The sequence below is a fragment of the Arcobacter rhizosphaerae genome (assembly GCF_049472155.1).
Lineage (GTDB): Bacteria > Campylobacterota > Campylobacteria > Campylobacterales > Arcobacteraceae > Arcobacter_B.
This window is the reverse complement of the sequence record NZ_JBMOVW010000002.1, coordinates 413,170-430,521: the sequence shown is the minus strand read 5'-3', so window position 1 is coordinate 430,521 and position 17,352 is coordinate 413,170. Positions and strand designations below refer to the sequence as shown.

Annotated in this window: 17 protein-coding genes; 12 read left to right on the top strand and 5 right to left on the bottom strand. The window is 28.5% G+C overall.

From position 1 onward, the window contains the following. Nucleotides 1-6: 6 nt before the first annotated feature. From ACH5BH_RS05165 to ACH5BH_RS05115, 11 genes are all read left to right on the top strand, one after another. On the top strand, nucleotides 7-909 hold the full coding sequence (locus ACH5BH_RS05165) for a branched-chain amino acid ABC transporter permease (protein WP_404305967.1): 903 nt from the start codon (nucleotides 7-9) through the stop codon (nucleotides 907-909). After that, nucleotides 909-1,874: a branched-chain amino acid ABC transporter permease gene (locus ACH5BH_RS05160; RefSeq protein WP_404305965.1), complete on the top strand. Its 966-nt coding sequence runs from the start codon at nucleotides 909-911 to the stop codon at nucleotides 1,872-1,874. The genes ACH5BH_RS05165 and ACH5BH_RS05160 overlap by 1 nt, the downstream gene beginning before the upstream one ends. Beyond that, nucleotides 1,874-2,650, top strand: coding sequence for an ABC transporter ATP-binding protein (locus ACH5BH_RS05155; RefSeq protein ID WP_404305963.1), 777 nt, complete (start codon nucleotides 1,874-1,876; stop codon nucleotides 2,648-2,650). The genes ACH5BH_RS05160 and ACH5BH_RS05155 overlap by 1 nt, the downstream gene beginning before the upstream one ends. Then, on the top strand, nucleotides 2,650-3,372 hold the full coding sequence (locus ACH5BH_RS05150) for an ABC transporter ATP-binding protein (protein WP_404305961.1): 723 nt from the start codon (nucleotides 2,650-2,652) through the stop codon (nucleotides 3,370-3,372). Before ACH5BH_RS05155 ends, ACH5BH_RS05150 begins: the two co-directional genes overlap by 1 nt. 136 nt (nucleotides 3,373-3,508) lie before the next feature. Then, on the top strand, nucleotides 3,509-7,087 hold the full coding sequence (locus ACH5BH_RS05145) for a proline dehydrogenase family protein (protein WP_423297668.1): 3,579 nt from the start codon (nucleotides 3,509-3,511) through the stop codon (nucleotides 7,085-7,087). Between the two features lie 103 nt (nucleotides 7,088-7,190). Further along, nucleotides 7,191-8,216, top strand: a complete 1,026-nt coding sequence (locus ACH5BH_RS05140) for a rod shape-determining protein (protein WP_404305957.1) — start codon at nucleotides 7,191-7,193, stop codon at nucleotides 8,214-8,216. A gap of 1 nt (nucleotide 8,217) precedes the next feature. Next, the gene (locus ACH5BH_RS05135) at nucleotides 8,218-9,360 is read left to right on the top strand and encodes a DUF3095 domain-containing protein (protein ID WP_423297666.1); all 1,143 of its coding nucleotides are present in this window, start codon (nucleotides 8,218-8,220) and stop codon (nucleotides 9,358-9,360) included. A gap of 31 nt (nucleotides 9,361-9,391) precedes the next feature. Then, the gene (locus ACH5BH_RS05130) at nucleotides 9,392-9,724 is read left to right on the top strand and encodes a hypothetical protein (RefSeq protein WP_404305953.1); all 333 of its coding nucleotides are present in this window, start codon (nucleotides 9,392-9,394) and stop codon (nucleotides 9,722-9,724) included. Next, nucleotides 9,711-10,337, top strand: coding sequence for a type III pantothenate kinase (locus ACH5BH_RS05125; protein ID WP_404305951.1), 627 nt, complete (start codon nucleotides 9,711-9,713; stop codon nucleotides 10,335-10,337). The genes ACH5BH_RS05130 and ACH5BH_RS05125 overlap by 14 nt, the downstream gene beginning before the upstream one ends. Beyond that, nucleotides 10,315-10,923, top strand: coding sequence for an ATP phosphoribosyltransferase (gene hisG / locus ACH5BH_RS05120; RefSeq protein ID WP_404305949.1), 609 nt, complete (start codon nucleotides 10,315-10,317; stop codon nucleotides 10,921-10,923). The genes ACH5BH_RS05125 and hisG overlap by 23 nt, the downstream gene beginning before the upstream one ends. Continuing rightward, on the top strand, nucleotides 10,923-11,621 hold the full coding sequence (locus tag ACH5BH_RS05115) for a class I SAM-dependent DNA methyltransferase (protein WP_423297665.1): 699 nt from the start codon (nucleotides 10,923-10,925) through the stop codon (nucleotides 11,619-11,621). The genes hisG and ACH5BH_RS05115 overlap by 1 nt, the downstream gene beginning before the upstream one ends. Before the next feature lies 1 nt (nucleotide 11,622). On the opposite strand, the gene ACH5BH_RS05110 is transcribed toward ACH5BH_RS05115, so the two are convergent. The 5 genes from ACH5BH_RS05110 to ACH5BH_RS05090 form a co-directional block, all read right to left on the bottom strand. Further along, complete coding sequence (locus ACH5BH_RS05110) at nucleotides 11,623-12,993, bottom strand: diguanylate cyclase (protein ID WP_423297664.1); 1,371 nt, start codon at nucleotides 12,991-12,993, stop codon at nucleotides 11,623-11,625. Between the two features lie 9 nt (nucleotides 12,994-13,002). After that, nucleotides 13,003-13,968 carry a tryptophan--tRNA ligase gene (gene trpS, locus ACH5BH_RS05105; protein ID WP_423297663.1) on the bottom strand — a complete coding sequence of 322 codons (966 nt, stop codon included), beginning with the start codon at nucleotides 13,966-13,968 and terminating at the stop codon, nucleotides 13,003-13,005. Between the two features lie 47 nt (nucleotides 13,969-14,015). Continuing rightward, nucleotides 14,016-15,290 (bottom strand): TAXI family TRAP transporter solute-binding subunit, encoded by a 1,275-nt coding sequence (locus ACH5BH_RS05100; RefSeq protein WP_423297662.1) that lies wholly within the window; start codon nucleotides 15,288-15,290, stop codon nucleotides 14,016-14,018. Between the two features lie 79 nt (nucleotides 15,291-15,369). Beyond that, nucleotides 15,370-16,038, bottom strand: a complete 669-nt coding sequence (locus ACH5BH_RS05095) for an amino acid ABC transporter permease (protein ID WP_404305939.1) — start codon at nucleotides 16,036-16,038, stop codon at nucleotides 15,370-15,372. Then, entirely contained in the window at nucleotides 16,038-16,817 is a 780-nt protein-coding gene (locus tag ACH5BH_RS05090; protein ID WP_423297661.1) for an amino acid ABC transporter substrate-binding protein, read from the bottom strand. Before ACH5BH_RS05090 ends, ACH5BH_RS05095 begins: the two co-directional genes overlap by 1 nt. Before the next feature lie 139 nt (nucleotides 16,818-16,956). On the opposite strand from ACH5BH_RS05090, the gene ACH5BH_RS05085 reads away from it, so the two are divergent. Next, nucleotides 16,957-17,169, top strand: a complete 213-nt coding sequence (locus ACH5BH_RS05085; RefSeq protein WP_423297660.1) for a hypothetical protein — start codon at nucleotides 16,957-16,959, stop codon at nucleotides 17,167-17,169. Nucleotides 17,170-17,352 lie beyond the last annotated feature (183 nt).

The window sequence follows — 17,352 nt, the reverse complement described above, 5'->3', positions numbered from 1 at the left end:
AATAATATGGATATTTTTCTTCAACAGTTAATTAATGGTTTAACTATAGGAAGTTTATATGCATTAGTAGCTTTAGGCTATACAATGGTTTACGGTGTGATGAAGTTAATCAACTTCGCACACGGTGACCTTGTTGCCTTTTCTGCTTATGTTGGACTTACTATTTTTACTCAATTTTATGGCTCAAATGCACTGAACTTAGTAAACATTGTAATAGTGTTTTCTTTAACAGCAGTTATTGTAGCTTTTGTGGGTGTTCTTCTTGAGCGTCTAGCATACAGGCCTTTAAGAACTGCACCAAGGTTAAGTGCAGTAGTTTCTGCACTTGGAGCTTCTTTAGTGATTCAAAATGGAATTATGCTGATTTGGGGACCAAATATGGAGATTTTCCCATCAGATGTTTTCCCTAATACTTCTTGGACATTTGGTACTGTAGTAATTTCATTTACACAAATGGTAATTTTAGCCCTATCAGCAGTGTTAATGATTGCTTTATATATTTTCATTAATAAAACAAAAATGGGTACAGCAATTAGAGCTACTGCAATAGATCAAGATGCTGCAAAACTTATGGGTATTAATGTAAATAGAATTATTATGATTATTTTCATTGTGGGATCAATGCTTGGGGCAATTGGTGGTTTATTTATTGGAATTTACTATAGAGGTTTAACATTTGATATGGGATGGCTTTATGGATTAAATGCCTTTATTGCGGCTATTATTGGTGGAATTGGTTCAATTCCAGGAGCAATGTTAGGTGGTTTATTACTTGGATTATTTAATGCAATGATTGCAGGATATATTTCAACAGAATGGGCTGAAACATTTACATTTATTTTATTAATTGTAATTTTAATACTAAGACCTACAGGTATTCTTGGTGAAAAAACAGCGGAGAAAGTATAATGAATAGAACTACAAGTATAGCTGTACTATTTTTAGTTGTAATGGCTATTTTCCCGTTTTTAGTTGACTCTGCTTGGTTAAGTATTGGTATTACATTTTTAGTATTTGCAGTTGTTGCTTTCTCTCAAGATATTATTTTAGGACGTGCTGGTATTTTTAATATGGGTCATGCTATTTTCTTTGGTATGGGTGCATATACAACAGCTATTTTAAATGTACATTTTGGCTTTGAAATTATTGCAACTATTCCATTTGCAATTATCATACCAGTAATCTTTTCAATTTTATTAGCAGGTCCAATTATTCACTTAAGAGGTGATTATTTACTTGTTGCAACAATTGGATTTAATATTATCTTTGAACAAGTTTTATCAAATGATGTATTTGGTTTAACTGGTGGTCCAAATGGTATTTTTGGTATTGATGTAGTAAGAATATTTGGATATGAGTTATGGTCTGATACTTCTATTTATTATATGGCATTTGGTTTATTACTAATTACTTTATTGATTATTAGAAACCTTGATACTTCAAGATATGGAAGAGCATTATATTATATAAATAAAAATGAAATTGCAGCAAAATCAATGGGAATTAATATCTCATACTACAAGCTATTTGCATTTGCTTTAGGTGCTGCTATTGCGGGTGCTGCAGGTGCTGTTTTTGCTATTCAGTATTCAGCTGTATCTCCTGAATCATTTAATTTTATGCAATCTGTTATGTTCTTTGCTATTGTTCTTGTTGGTGGATCTGCTTCACTTCCAGGAATTATAATAGGAACTTTCGTAATGTTTGTATTACCTGAGTTATTTACTGAATTTAAAGAATCAAGATACTTGATTTTTGGTGCTGCTATGGTTTTAACAATGATTTTAAGACCAAATGGTGTATGGCCAGCTAAGTTTGGAAATATTCCAAGGTTCTTAAAAAAGAAAGCTGCTAAATTAAAGGAGAATAAATAATGAAATATGTATTAGAAATTGAGAATGTTTCAAAATTTTTCCATGGTTTAGTTGCTATTGATGATTTAACTATAAAAGTAAAACCAGGTCAAATTTATGGAATTATTGGTCCAAATGGAGCTGGTAAAACTACATTGTTTAACTGTGTAACTGGTATTTATACTCCTGAGAAGGGAACTATTAAATATAAGGGTGAAAATATTACAGGAATGAGTCCTCATAAAATTGCTCAAAGAGGAGTTTTAAGAACTTTTCAAAATATTAGATTATTTAAAGAGATGAGTGTTGCTGAAAATATTATTGCAGGAACTCATACAAAATCTAATCAAAAATGGTACCACTCAATTATTCATACTCCTGCTTATAAAAAAGACGAGTTAAAACATTGGCAAAAAGTTGAAGAATTAATGGATTTTTTTGGTTTAAGTAAATATGCAGATACTCCAGCAGGTGATTTATCTTATGGTAATCAAAGAAAAATTGAAATGGCAAGAGCACTTGCTGCTAATCCAGAGATTTTAATTTTAGATGAGCCAGCAGCAGGACTTAATGAAAATGAAACAATTGAATTAACAAATATCATCTTAAAAATTAAAGAGATGGGACTTGGTATTATGATGATTGAGCATGATATGGAAATGGTTATGAAATTAACTGACTATATTACTGTTATTAACTTTGGAAAAGAGATTTCTCAAGGTGAGCCTTCATTTGTTCAAGATGATCCAAGAGTTGTTGAAGCATATATTGGAACAGATGATGAGGAGGATGAATAATGGTAAATAATGAGATTTTATTAGATATAAAAGATCTTCATGTATCTTATGGGGCAATTGCAGCTATTAAAGGTATATCTTTACAAGTTAGAAGAGGTGAGGTAGTTACAATTCTTGGTGCTAATGGTGCTGGAAAAACTACAACTCTACAGACTATTTCAGGACTTTTAAAACCAAAATCTGGACATATTGTTTTTGATAAAAATGATATTACAAAATGTGAAGCTCATGATATCGTAAGTCTGGGAATGTCTCACTCTCCAGAAGGAAGAAGAGTTTTTGGAATTTTAACAGTTGAAGAAAACTTAATGATGGGTGCATATACTTTAAAAGACCATGATAAAGAGACTTTAGAGTGGATTTATGACATTCTTCCAAGATTAAAAGAAAGACGAAAGCAACTTGCAGGAACGCTTTCAGGTGGTGAGCAACAAATGCTTGCAATTGGTAGGGCAATTATGTCTAAACCAAAACTATTAATCCTTGATGAACCCTCACTTGGATTAGCTCCAATTTTAATTAAAGCAATTTTTAAAGCAGTAAAAGAAATTGCTCAAAGTGGAGTAACTGTTCTTTTAGTAGAACAAAATGCAAAAGCTGCTTTAAAATTAGCAGATAGAGCTTATGTACTTGAAGTTGGTAAAATTACTCACGAAGGTACAGCACAAGAGTTGTTAAATTCAAAAACAATTCAAGAAGCATATTTAGGGAAAAAACATTAATTTGAAGAAGAAAAATATTTAAGTAGCAAGAGGGACATACTTGGCGGTTGCTTCCCTCTTACGAGCACAAATGAAAGTGTGCGCTCTAAGCTACTTAAAATTCATTTAAAAAACAATAAATTTTAAGGAAAGATAGATGAAAAATGAACAAGAATTAATAGAATCATCAATAAAGTTAGCTCAAAAATGGCAAAACAGAGCAACTGAACTAGTAAGTGATTGGGATAGGGAATTTTATGTAAAGATGAATAAAATGCTTGAACATCCAGAAGATAAAGCATTATTAATTGAGCTAATGGATCAATGTTTTAGATGTGAATCAAATGCTAGAGTTGCAGATCAAATTATATTCTTATTAGAAAAACATGGTATGGCACATTTTTTTACTACAAAAGATAAATCTCTTTTATGGTTATTTAAAAATTTTGGTAAATTTTTGCCTGATTTATCAGTTCCTATGTTTGTTAATCAAATTAGAGAAGATACAAAAACTGTTGTTTTAAAAGGTGAAGATGAACCATTTAATAAACATCTTAAAATGAGAAAATCAGAAGGTACTAGAGTAAATGTAAATCTTATTGGGGAAGTTGTACTTGGAGAAGAAGAAGCACAAGAGAGAATTGAAAAATATCTAAAAGCTTTAGAAAATCCAAATATTGATTATATTTCTATTAAAATTTCAACTATCTATTCACAAATTAATCCATTGAATTTTGAAGGAACAGTTCAAACTTTAGTTCAAAAACTAACTAGAATTTATGAGCAAGCACAAAAATACCCTTATGTAGCTGCTGATGGTACAAAATCAAATAAGTTTATTAATCTTGATATGGAAGAGTATAGAGATTTAGATATTACTGTTGAGGTATTTAAAAGAACTTTAGATTTACCACAGTTTAAAGATTTTTATGCAGGAATAGTACTTCAAGCATATATTCCAGATTCATTTTTAGTTCAAAAAGATTTATGCCAATGGGCTAAAAAAAGAGTTGAAAATGGTGGTTCACCTATTAAGTTTAGACTTGTAAAAGGTGCTAATATGGAGATGGAGGAAACAGAAGCATCTCAAAAGCATTGGGAAATGGTAACTTATACTGATAAAAGTGATACAGATTCTAACTATAAAAGAATGATAAGATATGCTCTTCAAAGTGAAAATGCACCATTTATGCATGTTGGAACAGGTTCTCATAACTTATTTGAACAAGCTTTTGCTGTAGAGTTGGCAAATGCTAATAAGACTTCTGAGTATCATACTATTGAAATGTTAGAAGGTATGAGCGAACCTGCTAGACTTGCTATTAAAGAGATTTCAAAAAATGCAATTTTATATGGTCCAACAGCTTCAAAGGAACAATTTACAAATGCAATTGCTTATTTAGTAAGAAGACTTGATGAGAATACAGGACCAAATAACTTTATTAGATATTCTTTTGGTCTTGAAGTTGGTTCAAGAGATTGGAAAATGCAAGAAGCTTTATTTAGAAAATCTTTTATAAATGAAAAAACATCTTATGTTGGTGCAAAAAGACAACAAAATAGATTAGAAGAGAATTTTGAAAACTTTATGGGTTCTTCTTATGATACAGGTGATTACCATGCAGAAGCTGATACAGACTTTGTACTTCCAGCAAATCAAGAATGGGCAAGAAATATTGTAAAAAAATGGAAATTCTCAAAAGACACTGAACATAAAATTACTCCTGTTGTAGTTGGAGGTGAGGATTTAACACAAGATAGAAAAATTGTTGAAGCTATTGATAAGTCTCAATTAAAAGAGGGTGTTTTAGCAGGTAAGTTTGCGAATGCAACTGCTGATGATTTAAAAAGAGCTGTTGATGTTGCAAAAGCTGATATTGACGGATGGAGAAGTTTATCTCATAGTCAAAGACATGCTATGCTTAAACAAGCAGCTATAAAAGTGCGTGAGAGAAGAGATGATTTAATTGGAGTAGCTGCAGCTGAGGTTGGTAAGGTATTTACAGAAACTGATGTTGAAGTTTCAGAAGCAGTTGATTTTATTGAGTTTTATTCACATAGTGCACAATACTGGGATAAGTATGAAAATTTAGAGTTTTCAGGAAAGGGTGTAGGAGTTGTTGTTCCTCCTTGGAATTTCCCAGTTGCTATTCCTTTAGGTGGTGTGGCTTCTATTTTGGCTGCTGGAAATACTGTAATTATTAAACCTGCTTCAGTTGCTGCTTTAACTGCTTATGAAATGTGCAAATGTTTTTGGGATGCTGGTATTTCTAAAAATGTTTTACAGTTTGTTCCTTGTCCAGGAAGACTTGCAGGGGAACATTTAATAGCAAATAAAGATGTTGATTTTGTGATTTTAACAGGTGGTGAAGATACTGCTTATAGTATGTTAGAAACAAGACCAGATTTATTCTTAACAGCTGAAACTGGTGGAAAAGATGCAACAATTGTAACAAATATGGCAGATAGAGAGCAAGCTGTTAAAAATGTGTGTTTAAGTGCATTTAATAACTCAGGTCAAAAGTGTAGTGCAACATCTTTACTTGTATTAGAAGAGGAAGTTTATAATGATAAGTCATTTAGAAAAGCTTTAATTGATACAGCAAAATCTATGAGTGTTGGTTCTGTTTGGGATTTTAAAAATAGAATAGGAACTTTAGCAAATCCAGTTGGAGGGGCTTTAAAACAAGCAATTAGTGAACTTGAAGGAAATGAAGAATGGGCATTAGCACCAGAGTATGCTAATGACAATGAGTTTATGTTAAAACCTGCTATTAAGTGGGGAGTTGAAGAGGGCAATTTTATTCATAAAAATGAATTATTTGGACCAGTACTTGCTGTTATGAAAGCAAGAGATTTAAAACATGCTGTAAAAATTGTAAATGATACAGGCTATGGTTTAACTTCAGGAATTGAATCTTTAGATGAAAGAGAAGTTGAGTATTGGAAAGCTAATTTAAAAGCTGGTAATCTTTATGTAAATAGAGGAACTACAGGTGCAATTGTATTAAGACAACCTTTTGGTGGTATGGGTAAATCTGCTATTGGTGCAGGTAGAAAAGTAGGAATTTATAACTATATAACTCAATTTGTTGATTATAATGAAACAAAAACACCAAGTGTTAGCAGAAGATATAATTCAGATTTAGCAAGTTTTATTGAAAGTTGTGCAAAAACAAATAATAACAAAGAAGACTTTGAGAAACTTGGTGTTGCTTTACAGTCATATTATGAAAATTATGAAAATGAGTTTAGCCAAGAAAAAGATTATTGTAAAGTAAGAGGTGAAGATAATCATTTCAGATATATTCCTTTAAAAAATGTATTAATTAGAGTATCTAGTGATGATACTTTATTTGAAGCAGTATCAAGAATTCTAGCTGCAAGAGTTTCTGGGGTTCATTTTAAAGTTTCAATCGAAAATAATAATCTAGTAAAAGATTTCCTAGAGGCAAATAAGTCTGAGTTATTCACTTCAAGAGATAGCTTAGTTGAACAAAGTGAAAATGAAATGATGAAGCATATTTCTTCTTATGATAGAATAATATATTCTGATATTTCAAAGGTTAGTTCTGCTGTATTTGAAGAAGCAGCTAAAACAGTGACTTTTATTATTAGAGCAAAACCTATGATGGAAGGAAGATTAGAACTTCTTAACTATTTCATAGAACAATCAGTTTCTCACTCATACCATAGATATGGAAATATAGGTGCAAGAGAAATTAACAATCAATAAGAGAGTTTTCTCTCTTATTGATAAGAAAAATTAATACATACTTCATCGCTTTTTAACTGCTTTACCTATATAATCTCAATATAAATTTAAATTTGGGAAAAATATGTTTAATACTTTATCAAATCTTATCGCACCTAATATCGCTATTGATTTAGGTACTGCAAATATTATTGTTACAACAAAAGACAAGGGCGTTATCATAAATGAACCCTCAGTAGTAGCAATACAAAAAAATAATAAAGGTGAAAATAAAGTAATAGCTGTTGGGCTTGAAGCAAAAAGAATGCTTGGAAAAACACCTTTACATATTAAAGCTGTAAGACCTATGCAAGATGGTGTTATTGCTGATTTTGATACTACAGAAACTATGATAAACTATTTTATTCAAAAAGCTTATAAAAAGAACTTCTTTTTTAAACCTAAAATCATAATCTGTATACCTTATGGGGTAACACCAGTGGAGCGAAATGCTGTTAAAGAATCAGCAATTGCAGCAGGAGCTAGAAAAGTATATTTAATTGAAGAGCCTTTAGCTGCTGCAATTGGTGCAGGAATTCCTGTAAATAGTCCAGATGGTCATGTTGTAGTAGATATTGGGTCTGGAACTACTGAGATTGGACTTACTTCATTAGGTGGTCTTGTTTTATGTAAAGCTACAAGAACAGCTGGTGATAGTTTTGATGCACAAATAGTAAAGTTTATAAAACAAAATTATAGTCTTACTATAGGTAGTGAAGCTGCTGAAAAAGTTAAATTTGCCATTGGTACGGCAATAAAACTTGAAAAACCTTTAACTGTAAAAGTTAAAGGAAAAGATAATTTTGGTTTTTTAAAAACTATTGAGTTAAATAGTGAAGAGTTTAGAAAAGCAATTAGTGAACCTTTAAAAGAAATTTCAAATTCTATTAGAAAACTTTTAGAACAAATGCCTCCTGATTTAGCAGCAGATGTTATTGATAATGGAGTTGTACTAACAGGTGGAGGTGCACTTTTAAGGGGAATTGATAAATACTTATCAAACATAATTAAACTTCCTGTACATATAAGTGAGGAACCTTTAATGGCTGTTTCAAATGGAACAACAGAAGTTCTGAAAAATATGGAACTTTTAAATTTACTGGAAGATTAAAATGAATAAAGATTTTTACAAGAATTTAGAAAGTATAAAATCTATAAAAGATATAACAAAATCTACTAATTATAAAAGTATGCCAGATGATTGGTATGTTGTTATTACAGATGTGAAAAACTCTACAAATGCAATAAGTAATGGGAAATATAAAGAAGTCAATATGGTTGGGGCTTTAAGTATTATTTCTATTCTTAATATTGATAAAACTCTTGATTTACCTTTTGTCTTTGGTGGAGATGGAGCTTTTGTTTTGATCCCAAAGATAATTTATGAAGAAGCTAAACAAATTTTACTAGGAGTGCAAAAAATATCAAAAGAAACTTACTCTTTAGATTTAAGAGTAGGAATAATTTGTATTTCTAAAATATATGAAAATAAAAAACAAATTGATATTACAAAGTTAAAACTAAATGAAGATAGCTTTCAAGCTATTGTAAAAGGTGGAGGTTTAGAGTTTGCCGATGATTTACTTAAAAATAGTGAAGAGTTTTTAATAAAAGATAAGTTACTTGATTCAACTGTAGTTGATTTAGAAGGTTTAGAATGTCGATGGGAAGCTATAAAATCACCTAGAGATGATACTTTAGCTATTATTATTAAATGTAAAGATGATGAGTACTACTTAAATATCTTAGATAATATTGAAAGAATAATAGGAAATAAAATAAAAAGGTCTCCTTTAAATAATGACAAATTAAAACTTAGTTTTAATACTAATGATTTAAAAGTAGAAGCTTCAATATATGAAAAGGACTTATTTAAAAGATATATAAAAATTTTAGGACTAAAATTTATAAATATAATTGGTTTTGTAATTATGAAATTAGGTGTTGGTAAGTGGGGTTCTTATAGAAATAGAACAATTTCTTCAATTGATGCAGAAAAATTTGATGATTTATTAAGAATGGTAGTATCAACAAGTAAAGAACAAACTCTTAAGTTAAAAAGCTATCTAGAGAATGAGTTTAAAAAAGGTGAGATAATTTATGGACTACATAAATCAGATGCAGCTTTAATGACTTGTCTTATTTTTGAAAGACATGGAAAACATGCACATTTTGTTGATAGTTCGAATGGTGGTTATGCAGTAGCAGCAAAAGAGTTTAAAGAAAGAAATTTTATAAATAAAAGTGAGAATTAGCTATAATCTATATAAATATAAGGATAGATTATTGAAAGAACTTACAAAATACTATACAAATAAAGATATATTATTTAAAGAAATTGAAAAAATAGAACCAAAAGCTTTAGGTTCAAGAAAAAAAATAGAGATTTATACAGCAACAAGTGTTGACTCAAAATATTATGCAATTTTCAAATTTGATGCTAAAAGTCGATTTCTAAGAAAAAATGCAGATGAACTTATAATTTTATGTGAAAAACTAGCTTCTTTAAAAGAACATAATTTTAAGAAAAAAGAATTAATTATTACAAGCCCTTTATGTTCTAAAGCAAAGAAATACTTACAAGAAAATGATTGGAGTGTAAGAGTTGATTTTATGTGATATTGGTAATACTACTTTCCATTTTTTAATTAAAAAAAAGCATAAAAGATATTCATTAAAAGAAGATATCCCCACTTTTAATGATCAAATTATTTTTGTATCAGTAAATAAAAAAGCAACAAAAAAACTTTTAAAAGCAAATCCTACTGCTATAAATATAAAAAAATATTTAGAATTCAAAACTGATTATATAGGACATGGGATAGATAGAGCCCTAGCTTGTGTATATGAAAAAAATGCAGTAATTGTTGATGCTGGAAGTGCTATTACTGTTGATATTATGGAAGAGGGAATTCATAAAGGTGGTTTTATTTTACCTGGCTTTAGAGCTTTTATGAAAACATATCCAAAAATATCTAAAAAATTAAAGTTTGATTTTGAAAAAAATATAAATTTAGATAAAATACCGCTTCAAACAAAAGATGCTATACAATATGCTATGTTAAAATCCATTATTTTACCTATAAAAGAAATAAGTAAAAATAAAAAAGTTATATTTACAGGTGGAGATGGAAAGCTTTTAAGCCAATATTTTAAAAATAGTATTTATAAAAAAGATTTAATATTTGAGAACATGAAAAGGATTATTGATGCTAACAATTGCATTGCCTAAGGGAAGAATTGCCAAGGAGACTTTAGCTAAGTTTGAGAAAGCTTTTGGTGAAGAGTTTGTATTTGAAGATAGAAAATTAATACTTGAAAAATCTGGTTTTAGATTTTTAAATGTAAGAAATCAAGATGTACCAACTTATGTAATGCATGGAGCAGCTGATTTAGGTGTAGTTGGACTTGATGTATTAGAAGAAAAAGAGTATGACTTAATCAAATTACTTGATTTAGAACTTGGTAGATGTAAAGTTGCATTTGGATTAAGAAAAGGTGAAGAACTTGACTTAACAAAAAGTAAAATTACTGTTGCTACAAAGCATGAAAAAATTGCTAAAAAATTCTTTGAAGAAAAAGCAATGGCTGTTGAGATTATTAAGCTTTATGGTTCTATTGAACTTGCACCTTTAGTAAATCTTTCAGATTGTATTGTTGATATTGTAGAAACTGGTGAAACTATGAAACAAAATGGACTTGAAGTAGGTCCTACTATTATGGAAAGTTCAGCTCACTTAATAGCTAACAAAAATGCTTTTTATGCTAAAAAAGATTTAATCTTAGACTTAAAAGAAAAGATAGAAGAAGTACTTTAATGGGATTAGACTTATACTCAAAGATTGAGCCTTATTTAGATTTTGAAGATGAGGTTTATACTCTTCACAGACAATTTATGGAGTTTGTGATGGTAAATGAACTTGACAACATTATTGATATTGGATGTGGTCAAGGTTATTTTCTAGAAAATCTTAAAATCAATGGAAAAAAAGCTTTTGGAACTGATTTAAGTGTTGAGCAAATAAAAGTATGTAAAGCAAAAGGTTTAGAAGCAAGCGCAATTGCTTTGGATAAAGTAGAAGAAAAATTTGATTGTGCTACTGCTATTTTTGATGTATTAAATTATATGGATAAAAAATATTTAGAAACATTTATAAAAGATGTATCAAAAGTATTAAATGAAAATGCTTATTTTATGTTTGATGTGAATTCTTATTTTGGTTTTGATGAAATAGCTCAGGGGTGTATAACTATGGATTTAAAAGATAAATTCATTTCAATTGATGCTATTTTTGAAGATGAAAAACTTCAAACAAATCTTACATTATTTACTAAGCAAAAAAGCAATTTATTCTCTAAAGAAGCTGATAGTATAATCCAAGAGTATCACTCAAAAGATTTTTTATCTCAACTTTTAGAAAATAATGGTTTTAAAGTTGAAGAGATAAGAGAGTTTAATCTTCATTGTGAAGATGAAGCAGATAAATTGATATTTATATGCAAGAAAACAAAATAGTCTAACTATTTTGTTCTTGTTCAAAAGAGTTCTCAAAAAACCCTATTTCAACTCTATTTCTACCATTTGTTTTTGCTTTATATAAAGCATCATCTACTCTTTTAAATAATACTTCTTTGCTTTCAACTTTGTGATATTGACTTATTCCAATCGAACAGGTAATATTACCAACTTTTTCAAAAGGATGTTTTTCAATTGTAGCTCGAAGTTTTTGTGCTACAAACATTGCTTGTTCTATATTTGTTTGGGGAAGCATCATTACAAACTCTTCACCTCCCCATCTAGCAACAATATCACTATCTCTTGAGCAAACAGTAAGAATTTTAGCAAGTTCTTTTAGTACATTATCTCCAATTAAATGCCCATAAGTATCATTTACATTTTTAAAATAATCTATGTCAAGTATCATTACTGAAAGATATTGAGTATCATATCTGTTACTTTTTTTTATCTCATATTCTAAATAAGAATCAAACTTTTCTCTATTATAAAGTTTTGTTAAAAAGTCATAAGAAGCTTTTTCTTCAAGTTTTGAAGTTTTTGATAAAAGTTCTTCATTTATTCTTGAAATTTTATTTCCTTCTTCTTTTATAAAATCAATCCATTTATTATAAACAATTCGAAGTAATTCTTTTTGTGTTAATATTCCTATTAATTTATTTTTATCATCTGTTACAACTATTCTTTTAAAATGTTTATCTTGAATAAAATCTAAAGCATTTGATATGGTAGCATTTTCATTTAATGTATATACAGGTTTAGTCATATATTTTTTTATAGGAAGATTCATGTCTGAATTTTCATGTACTAAACTTATAAAATCTTTTGTCGTAAAAATACCTATAGGTTCTTGAATATTATTGATTATAATAACTGAATCTGTATGATTATCTCTCATTAATTCAATAGTGTGTAAGGTAGTAGTATTTTCATAAGCTGTTACAGCTTTATATTGTAAAATTAATTTAGCTATAGTTTGCTTTTTTATAAGTATTTTAGGGTCAATATTATTGATAATATCACTATAAGATAAAATACCTATAATATCTTTATCTTCTAAAATAATCATATATCTATCAGTACTATTTACTTCATTTAGTAAGTTTAAAATATTTAAATCTTTTTTTACAACTTTTGCTTTAGGAAGTTCAAGTTTTGTTAAAGATATATTATCATCAATACTGCCTAGTTTATAATCAATTAAGTGATCAATTGTAAGCATGAAATATTCGTTGATTTGCTCTACAGTATCAACAACAACTATATTTCTTATATTAGCATCTGCCATTTTTTTAATGGCTTGTGCTAATGTTTTATTTCTATCTATTAAGACAACATTTTTTATAGCTATTTCTTCAACTGTAGGCATCATAGTAAATCCTTATATTAAACCAACTGCATCTCTTAAAATTCTCATTTTTTCACTAGCAATCTTTGAAGCTTTCGAAGCTCCAAAAGCTAAAATCTCATGTACTTCTTTAGGGTTAGCAAGTAAATGCTCTCTTTTTTGAACATAAGGTTCAAAATGTTCATTTATTTTGTCAAGTAAAGTTAGTTTAAAGTGACCATAACCTTCACCTGGTGTTGCATATCTTACTTGTAACTCTTTTAGTTCATCTTCATTCATAAATAGTTCACAAAGTTTATAGATATTACAGTTCTCCCACTCTTTTGCTTCATCAAGCTCTTTTGAATCTGTAACTATTCCCATAACTTGTTTTTTGATTTTTTTCTTAGTATTGAACATATCAATAGTATTGCCATAAGATTTTGACATTTTAGCTCCATCTGTTCCTGGAACAGTTGCTACTATTTCATCAACTTTTGATTCTGGCATTACAAATAAATCTTTTTTGTAAGCATGATTAAAAGAGTTAGCAATATCTCTTGTCATTTCTACGTGCTGAATTTGATCTTTTCCAACAGGTACAATATTTGAATCATAAAGTAAAATATCAGCAGCCATTAAAACAGGATATGAAAATAATCCATGGTTTGCTTGAATACCTTTAGCTGTTTTGTCTTTATAAGAATGGGCTCTCTCTAAAAGTCCCATAGATGTATGATTTGAAAGTAGCCAGTAAAGTTCAAGTACTTCTTTTACATGGTGTTGTACCCAAAATGTAGATTTCTCAGGGTCCATTCCTAATGCTAAAAAGTTTACAGCAGCTTCAAAAGTATTTTGTTCTAGAAGCTCTTTGTCCTTCACTGATGTTAATGCATGATAAGATGCAATAAACGCAAATAATTCTCCATCGTCTTGAGATTCAATCATCTTTTTAATCATTCCAAAATAGTTACCTATATGAATAGTTCCAGATGGTTGAATTCCTGATAAAATTCTCAAATCTAATCCTTATAATTTTTTGAGAATTATACCTAAAATAAGCATAATTATTGGTTATTTAGTTTCATATTAGCCTTTGAAATAATAAGTTCTAAATGCATAATTAAATCATAATATTCACTCATATAAGCTAGGGGAACTTTGGTTTCAGCTTTTATTTCTTTTTTTAATTTCTCAAGTTCATCAAGTTTTTTAATTAGGTTTTGTTTATCTGCTTTATCTAAACTCAAATCTAAATCTTGTACTTCATCGTACCATCTATAAATTTTTGATCTTATACTCCATCTATAAAGAGGAAAAACACCTTTAAATAAAGGAATAGATAGGGTTATTAAAGGAATAAGTAGAATTTTCAATCTATCAAGTGTTGAAGCAATCCAATACGGAAAAATTTCTTCAAGCCAAGTATCGCCATTTTCTAAATATCTTTTAGCTTCTTCATTTTGTTTTAATAGTAAGTTTGAACTATTTGGAAATTCATTTTCCTGAGAAAATAGAGTCTTTTCTTTGTGTACTAAAGTGACTTTTTTAAGTAATATTCTAATAAGTTCATCAGAAAAGTCTTTGTGCGAAACCAAAGTAGCAGTTGTGGATAAAAGCTTTTTATTTTGATTTGGAATATTTTGTAGTAAATCAATAGTTCCTTCATATAAATCAAGGGCATTTAAATGATTAAATTTTCTACTATAGGCATTTGCACGATTAAAAGAAAAAAGAGAAATATGTTCATTTGTCAATAACTCTTTTATGATTTTAGAGTTTGCAGATGTTACTAAGAAAAGAGCATCTATATCATTAGAAAGAAGTTTGTTTTTTGAAATATCTGAATTATCATAAAGAAAAGTACTATTTTTTTCATAAATTCCATTGATATTTAAAATGTCTAATGCTAAATCTTTAGTACCACTTCCTTTTTGACCTATTGCTATTTTTTTGCCCGTCAAGTCTTGCATATAAGATATTGTATTTTTATTATTGTAAAATATCCATAGTGGCTCATAATAAATAGAAGCTAGTGCTTCTAAATTTTCAGCTTTTTCAAGTGTACCATTTTGAATAAAAGCAACATCAACTTTTTGGTCATTTAAAAGTTTTATATTTTCAATTGAGCCAGTAGTATTTATGATATTAACTTTTACTTTTTCTTTCTCTAAAAGTTCTTTATATTTTAATGCAGTTTCATAGTACTGACCTGTTTTTGACCCTGTAGCTATTGTAATTTCTTTTTTAGGACTAGGTTTGATAAATTGAGCTGTAAAGTAAAAAGCACCTACAACTAAAAGAATGATTGGAATTATTACTGTAAAAAATCTATTTTGCATACTCTTTTCTTTTATTGATATATGTATACTTTATTAAAAGTAAGATAAGAATAATATAAAAGAGTATGAAATGGTTTATTTAATAAGCCCTATTAAGTCTTGCTTCTATTTTCTTTTGTAAATAAGTAAAAATAACAACAATAACCCAATATACAATAGCCACTGCTAAAAATGACTCAAAATATTTATAACTGCTAGAAGCTTCAATTTGAGCTTTTGCCATAATTTCAGGAACACCTAAAGTAAATGCTAGGGATGTACTTTTTATTATATCGATGAAATTATTCATTAAACTAGGAACAGCAACTCTTATTGCTTGTGGCAAAATAATCTTTGTAAAAGTCTGGGTCTTTGTCATTCCTAAAGATTGTGCTGCTTCGAACTGCCCTTTATCAATTGATGAAATAGCTCCTCTAATTGATTCAGCCATATATGCAGAAAAGTGTAAAGATAAACCAGCAATTGAAGCGGTATAAGCATCTAAATTAGAGAATATAGGTAATACTTGAGGTAAACCAAAATATAATAAAAATAGTTGAACAAGTAAAGGTGTACCTCTAAAAAAAGAGATATATAAATCAGAAAGTTGAGATAATATACGTATATTATAAGTTTTTATTACAGCGATTAATATGGCAATAACTAAAGCTATGGCAGCTGAAATAACTGCCATAGAAATTGTAATATCAATATATTTAAATAGTATAGGAAAAATTCCTAAAGTATAATCTATATCAAATGTACTCATTATAACTCTGTAATGTTAGTATTAAACCATTTCATAGAAATCTCTTTAAGTTTACCTTCTTTTTTTAACTCTTCAATAGCTTTATTTACTTCTTCAACTAAAGCTTTGTTTTTTTCATTTTTTACAAAAGGAAATGAGTTTGTTAAAACTTCAAGAGGCTCACCAACAATTTTTAATGGTAAATTAGCTTTTTTGATAAGTTCAACTGCTGAAATTCTATCTTGAACAAAAGCATCTATTCTTTTTAGTTTTACATCTTGCTCAAAACCATTTCCTTCATAAGTAATAAGTTCAACTTGATTTTCTTTATCTAAGTTTTTAACTATCTGTGCATAGTTTGTACCAAGTGTTACTCCTACTTTTTTCCCTTTTAAATCTTCAAAAGAGTTAATTTCTGTATTATCTTTATGTACAATAATTTGTGCTCCATCATATACATAAGGAGTAGCAAAATAATATTTTTCTAATCTTTTAGGTGTTGTAGTAATTTGATTTGAAATTGTATCAATCTTATTAGTTTCTAACATTCCAAAAAGACCTGAAAATTTTGCAGTTTTAAATTCTATTTTTGCATCAAGTTTTTCGCCAATTGCTCTCCATACATCAATTTCAAAACCTTTTAATACATCATTTTCATAATAAGTAAATGGGAAATATCCACCTGACGTACCAACTTTAATAACTTTTTTATTTGCATCATCTTGCCCTTTATTATCATCTGTACAACCAGTAAATAATAAAGCAAGTATAGTTGTAAAAGCTAAAATTATATTCTTCATAATCATCCTTTATATTCTTTTTCGTATTTTTACTAAATCTTTGTTAATTGTTACTTACTTGACATTTTTACTAGGGTTTTATTAAAAGAAGTTTATACTATCTTATGATAGAATTCGAAAAAAATTATTAGGAGATAAAATGGCAACAGTAAGAGTTGAAAGAGCATGTGGATGCTTTAAAAATTCAGATTATAAACAAGAAACACAATTTGAAACTATTGATGAGGCTTTGCAAAAAGCTAACTTAATGTGTATAGAAATGAATGAAGATTTTTGTCATAAACATAAATTTACAGCAGTTTATGATGAGAGTAACAATGAAGTTATTATTAAAATGCAAATGAATGGATAATTTTTGAAAAGCAAAGAATTAATTCTTTGCTTTTTTATATGTATTATTTAATAATAATTATTAAAACTAGTATTAAATTTTATTTAAAAAAAGAGTTAAAATCTTCTAAAAATGATAAAATAAAAACTCCTTGTCATGAACTCTTTTTTTAGATTTACTATTAAGAAAATCTTAGAAATAATT

Excerpts from the sequence above, each read along its gene's own strand:
- ACH5BH_RS05090 (WP_423297661.1), bottom strand. The coding sequence starts at position 16,817 with ATGAAGAATATAATTTTAGCTTTTACAACTATACTTGCTTTATTATTT.
- ACH5BH_RS05155 (WP_404305963.1), top strand. The coding sequence starts at position 1,874 with ATGAAATATGTATTAGAAATTGAGAATGTTTCAAAATTTTTCCATGGT.
- ACH5BH_RS05110 (WP_423297664.1), bottom strand. The coding sequence starts at position 12,993 with ATGATGCCTACAGTTGAAGAAATAGCTATAAAAAATGTTGTCTTAATA.
- ACH5BH_RS05085 (WP_423297660.1), top strand. The coding sequence starts at position 16,957 with ATGGCAACAGTAAGAGTTGAAAGAGCATGTGGATGCTTTAAAAATTCA.
- ACH5BH_RS05165 (WP_404305967.1), top strand. The coding sequence starts at position 7 with ATGGATATTTTTCTTCAACAGTTAATTAATGGTTTAACTATAGGAAGT.
- ACH5BH_RS05150 (WP_404305961.1), top strand. The coding sequence starts at position 2,650 with ATGGTAAATAATGAGATTTTATTAGATATAAAAGATCTTCATGTATCT.
- hisG (WP_404305949.1), top strand. The coding sequence starts at position 10,315 with ATGCTAACAATTGCATTGCCTAAGGGAAGAATTGCCAAGGAGACTTTA.
- ACH5BH_RS05135 (WP_423297666.1), top strand. The coding sequence starts at position 8,218 with ATGAATAAAGATTTTTACAAGAATTTAGAAAGTATAAAATCTATAAAA.
- ACH5BH_RS05160 (WP_404305965.1), top strand. The coding sequence starts at position 909 with ATGAATAGAACTACAAGTATAGCTGTACTATTTTTAGTTGTAATGGCT.
- ACH5BH_RS05115 (WP_423297665.1), top strand. The coding sequence starts at position 10,923 with ATGGGATTAGACTTATACTCAAAGATTGAGCCTTATTTAGATTTTGAA.
- ACH5BH_RS05100 (WP_423297662.1), bottom strand. The coding sequence starts at position 15,290 with ATGCAAAATAGATTTTTTACAGTAATAATTCCAATCATTCTTTTAGTT.
- ACH5BH_RS05095 (WP_404305939.1), bottom strand. The coding sequence starts at position 16,038 with ATGAGTACATTTGATATAGATTATACTTTAGGAATTTTTCCTATACTA.
- ACH5BH_RS05140 (WP_404305957.1), top strand. The coding sequence starts at position 7,191 with ATGTTTAATACTTTATCAAATCTTATCGCACCTAATATCGCTATTGAT.
- ACH5BH_RS05145 (WP_423297668.1), top strand. The coding sequence starts at position 3,509 with ATGAAAAATGAACAAGAATTAATAGAATCATCAATAAAGTTAGCTCAA.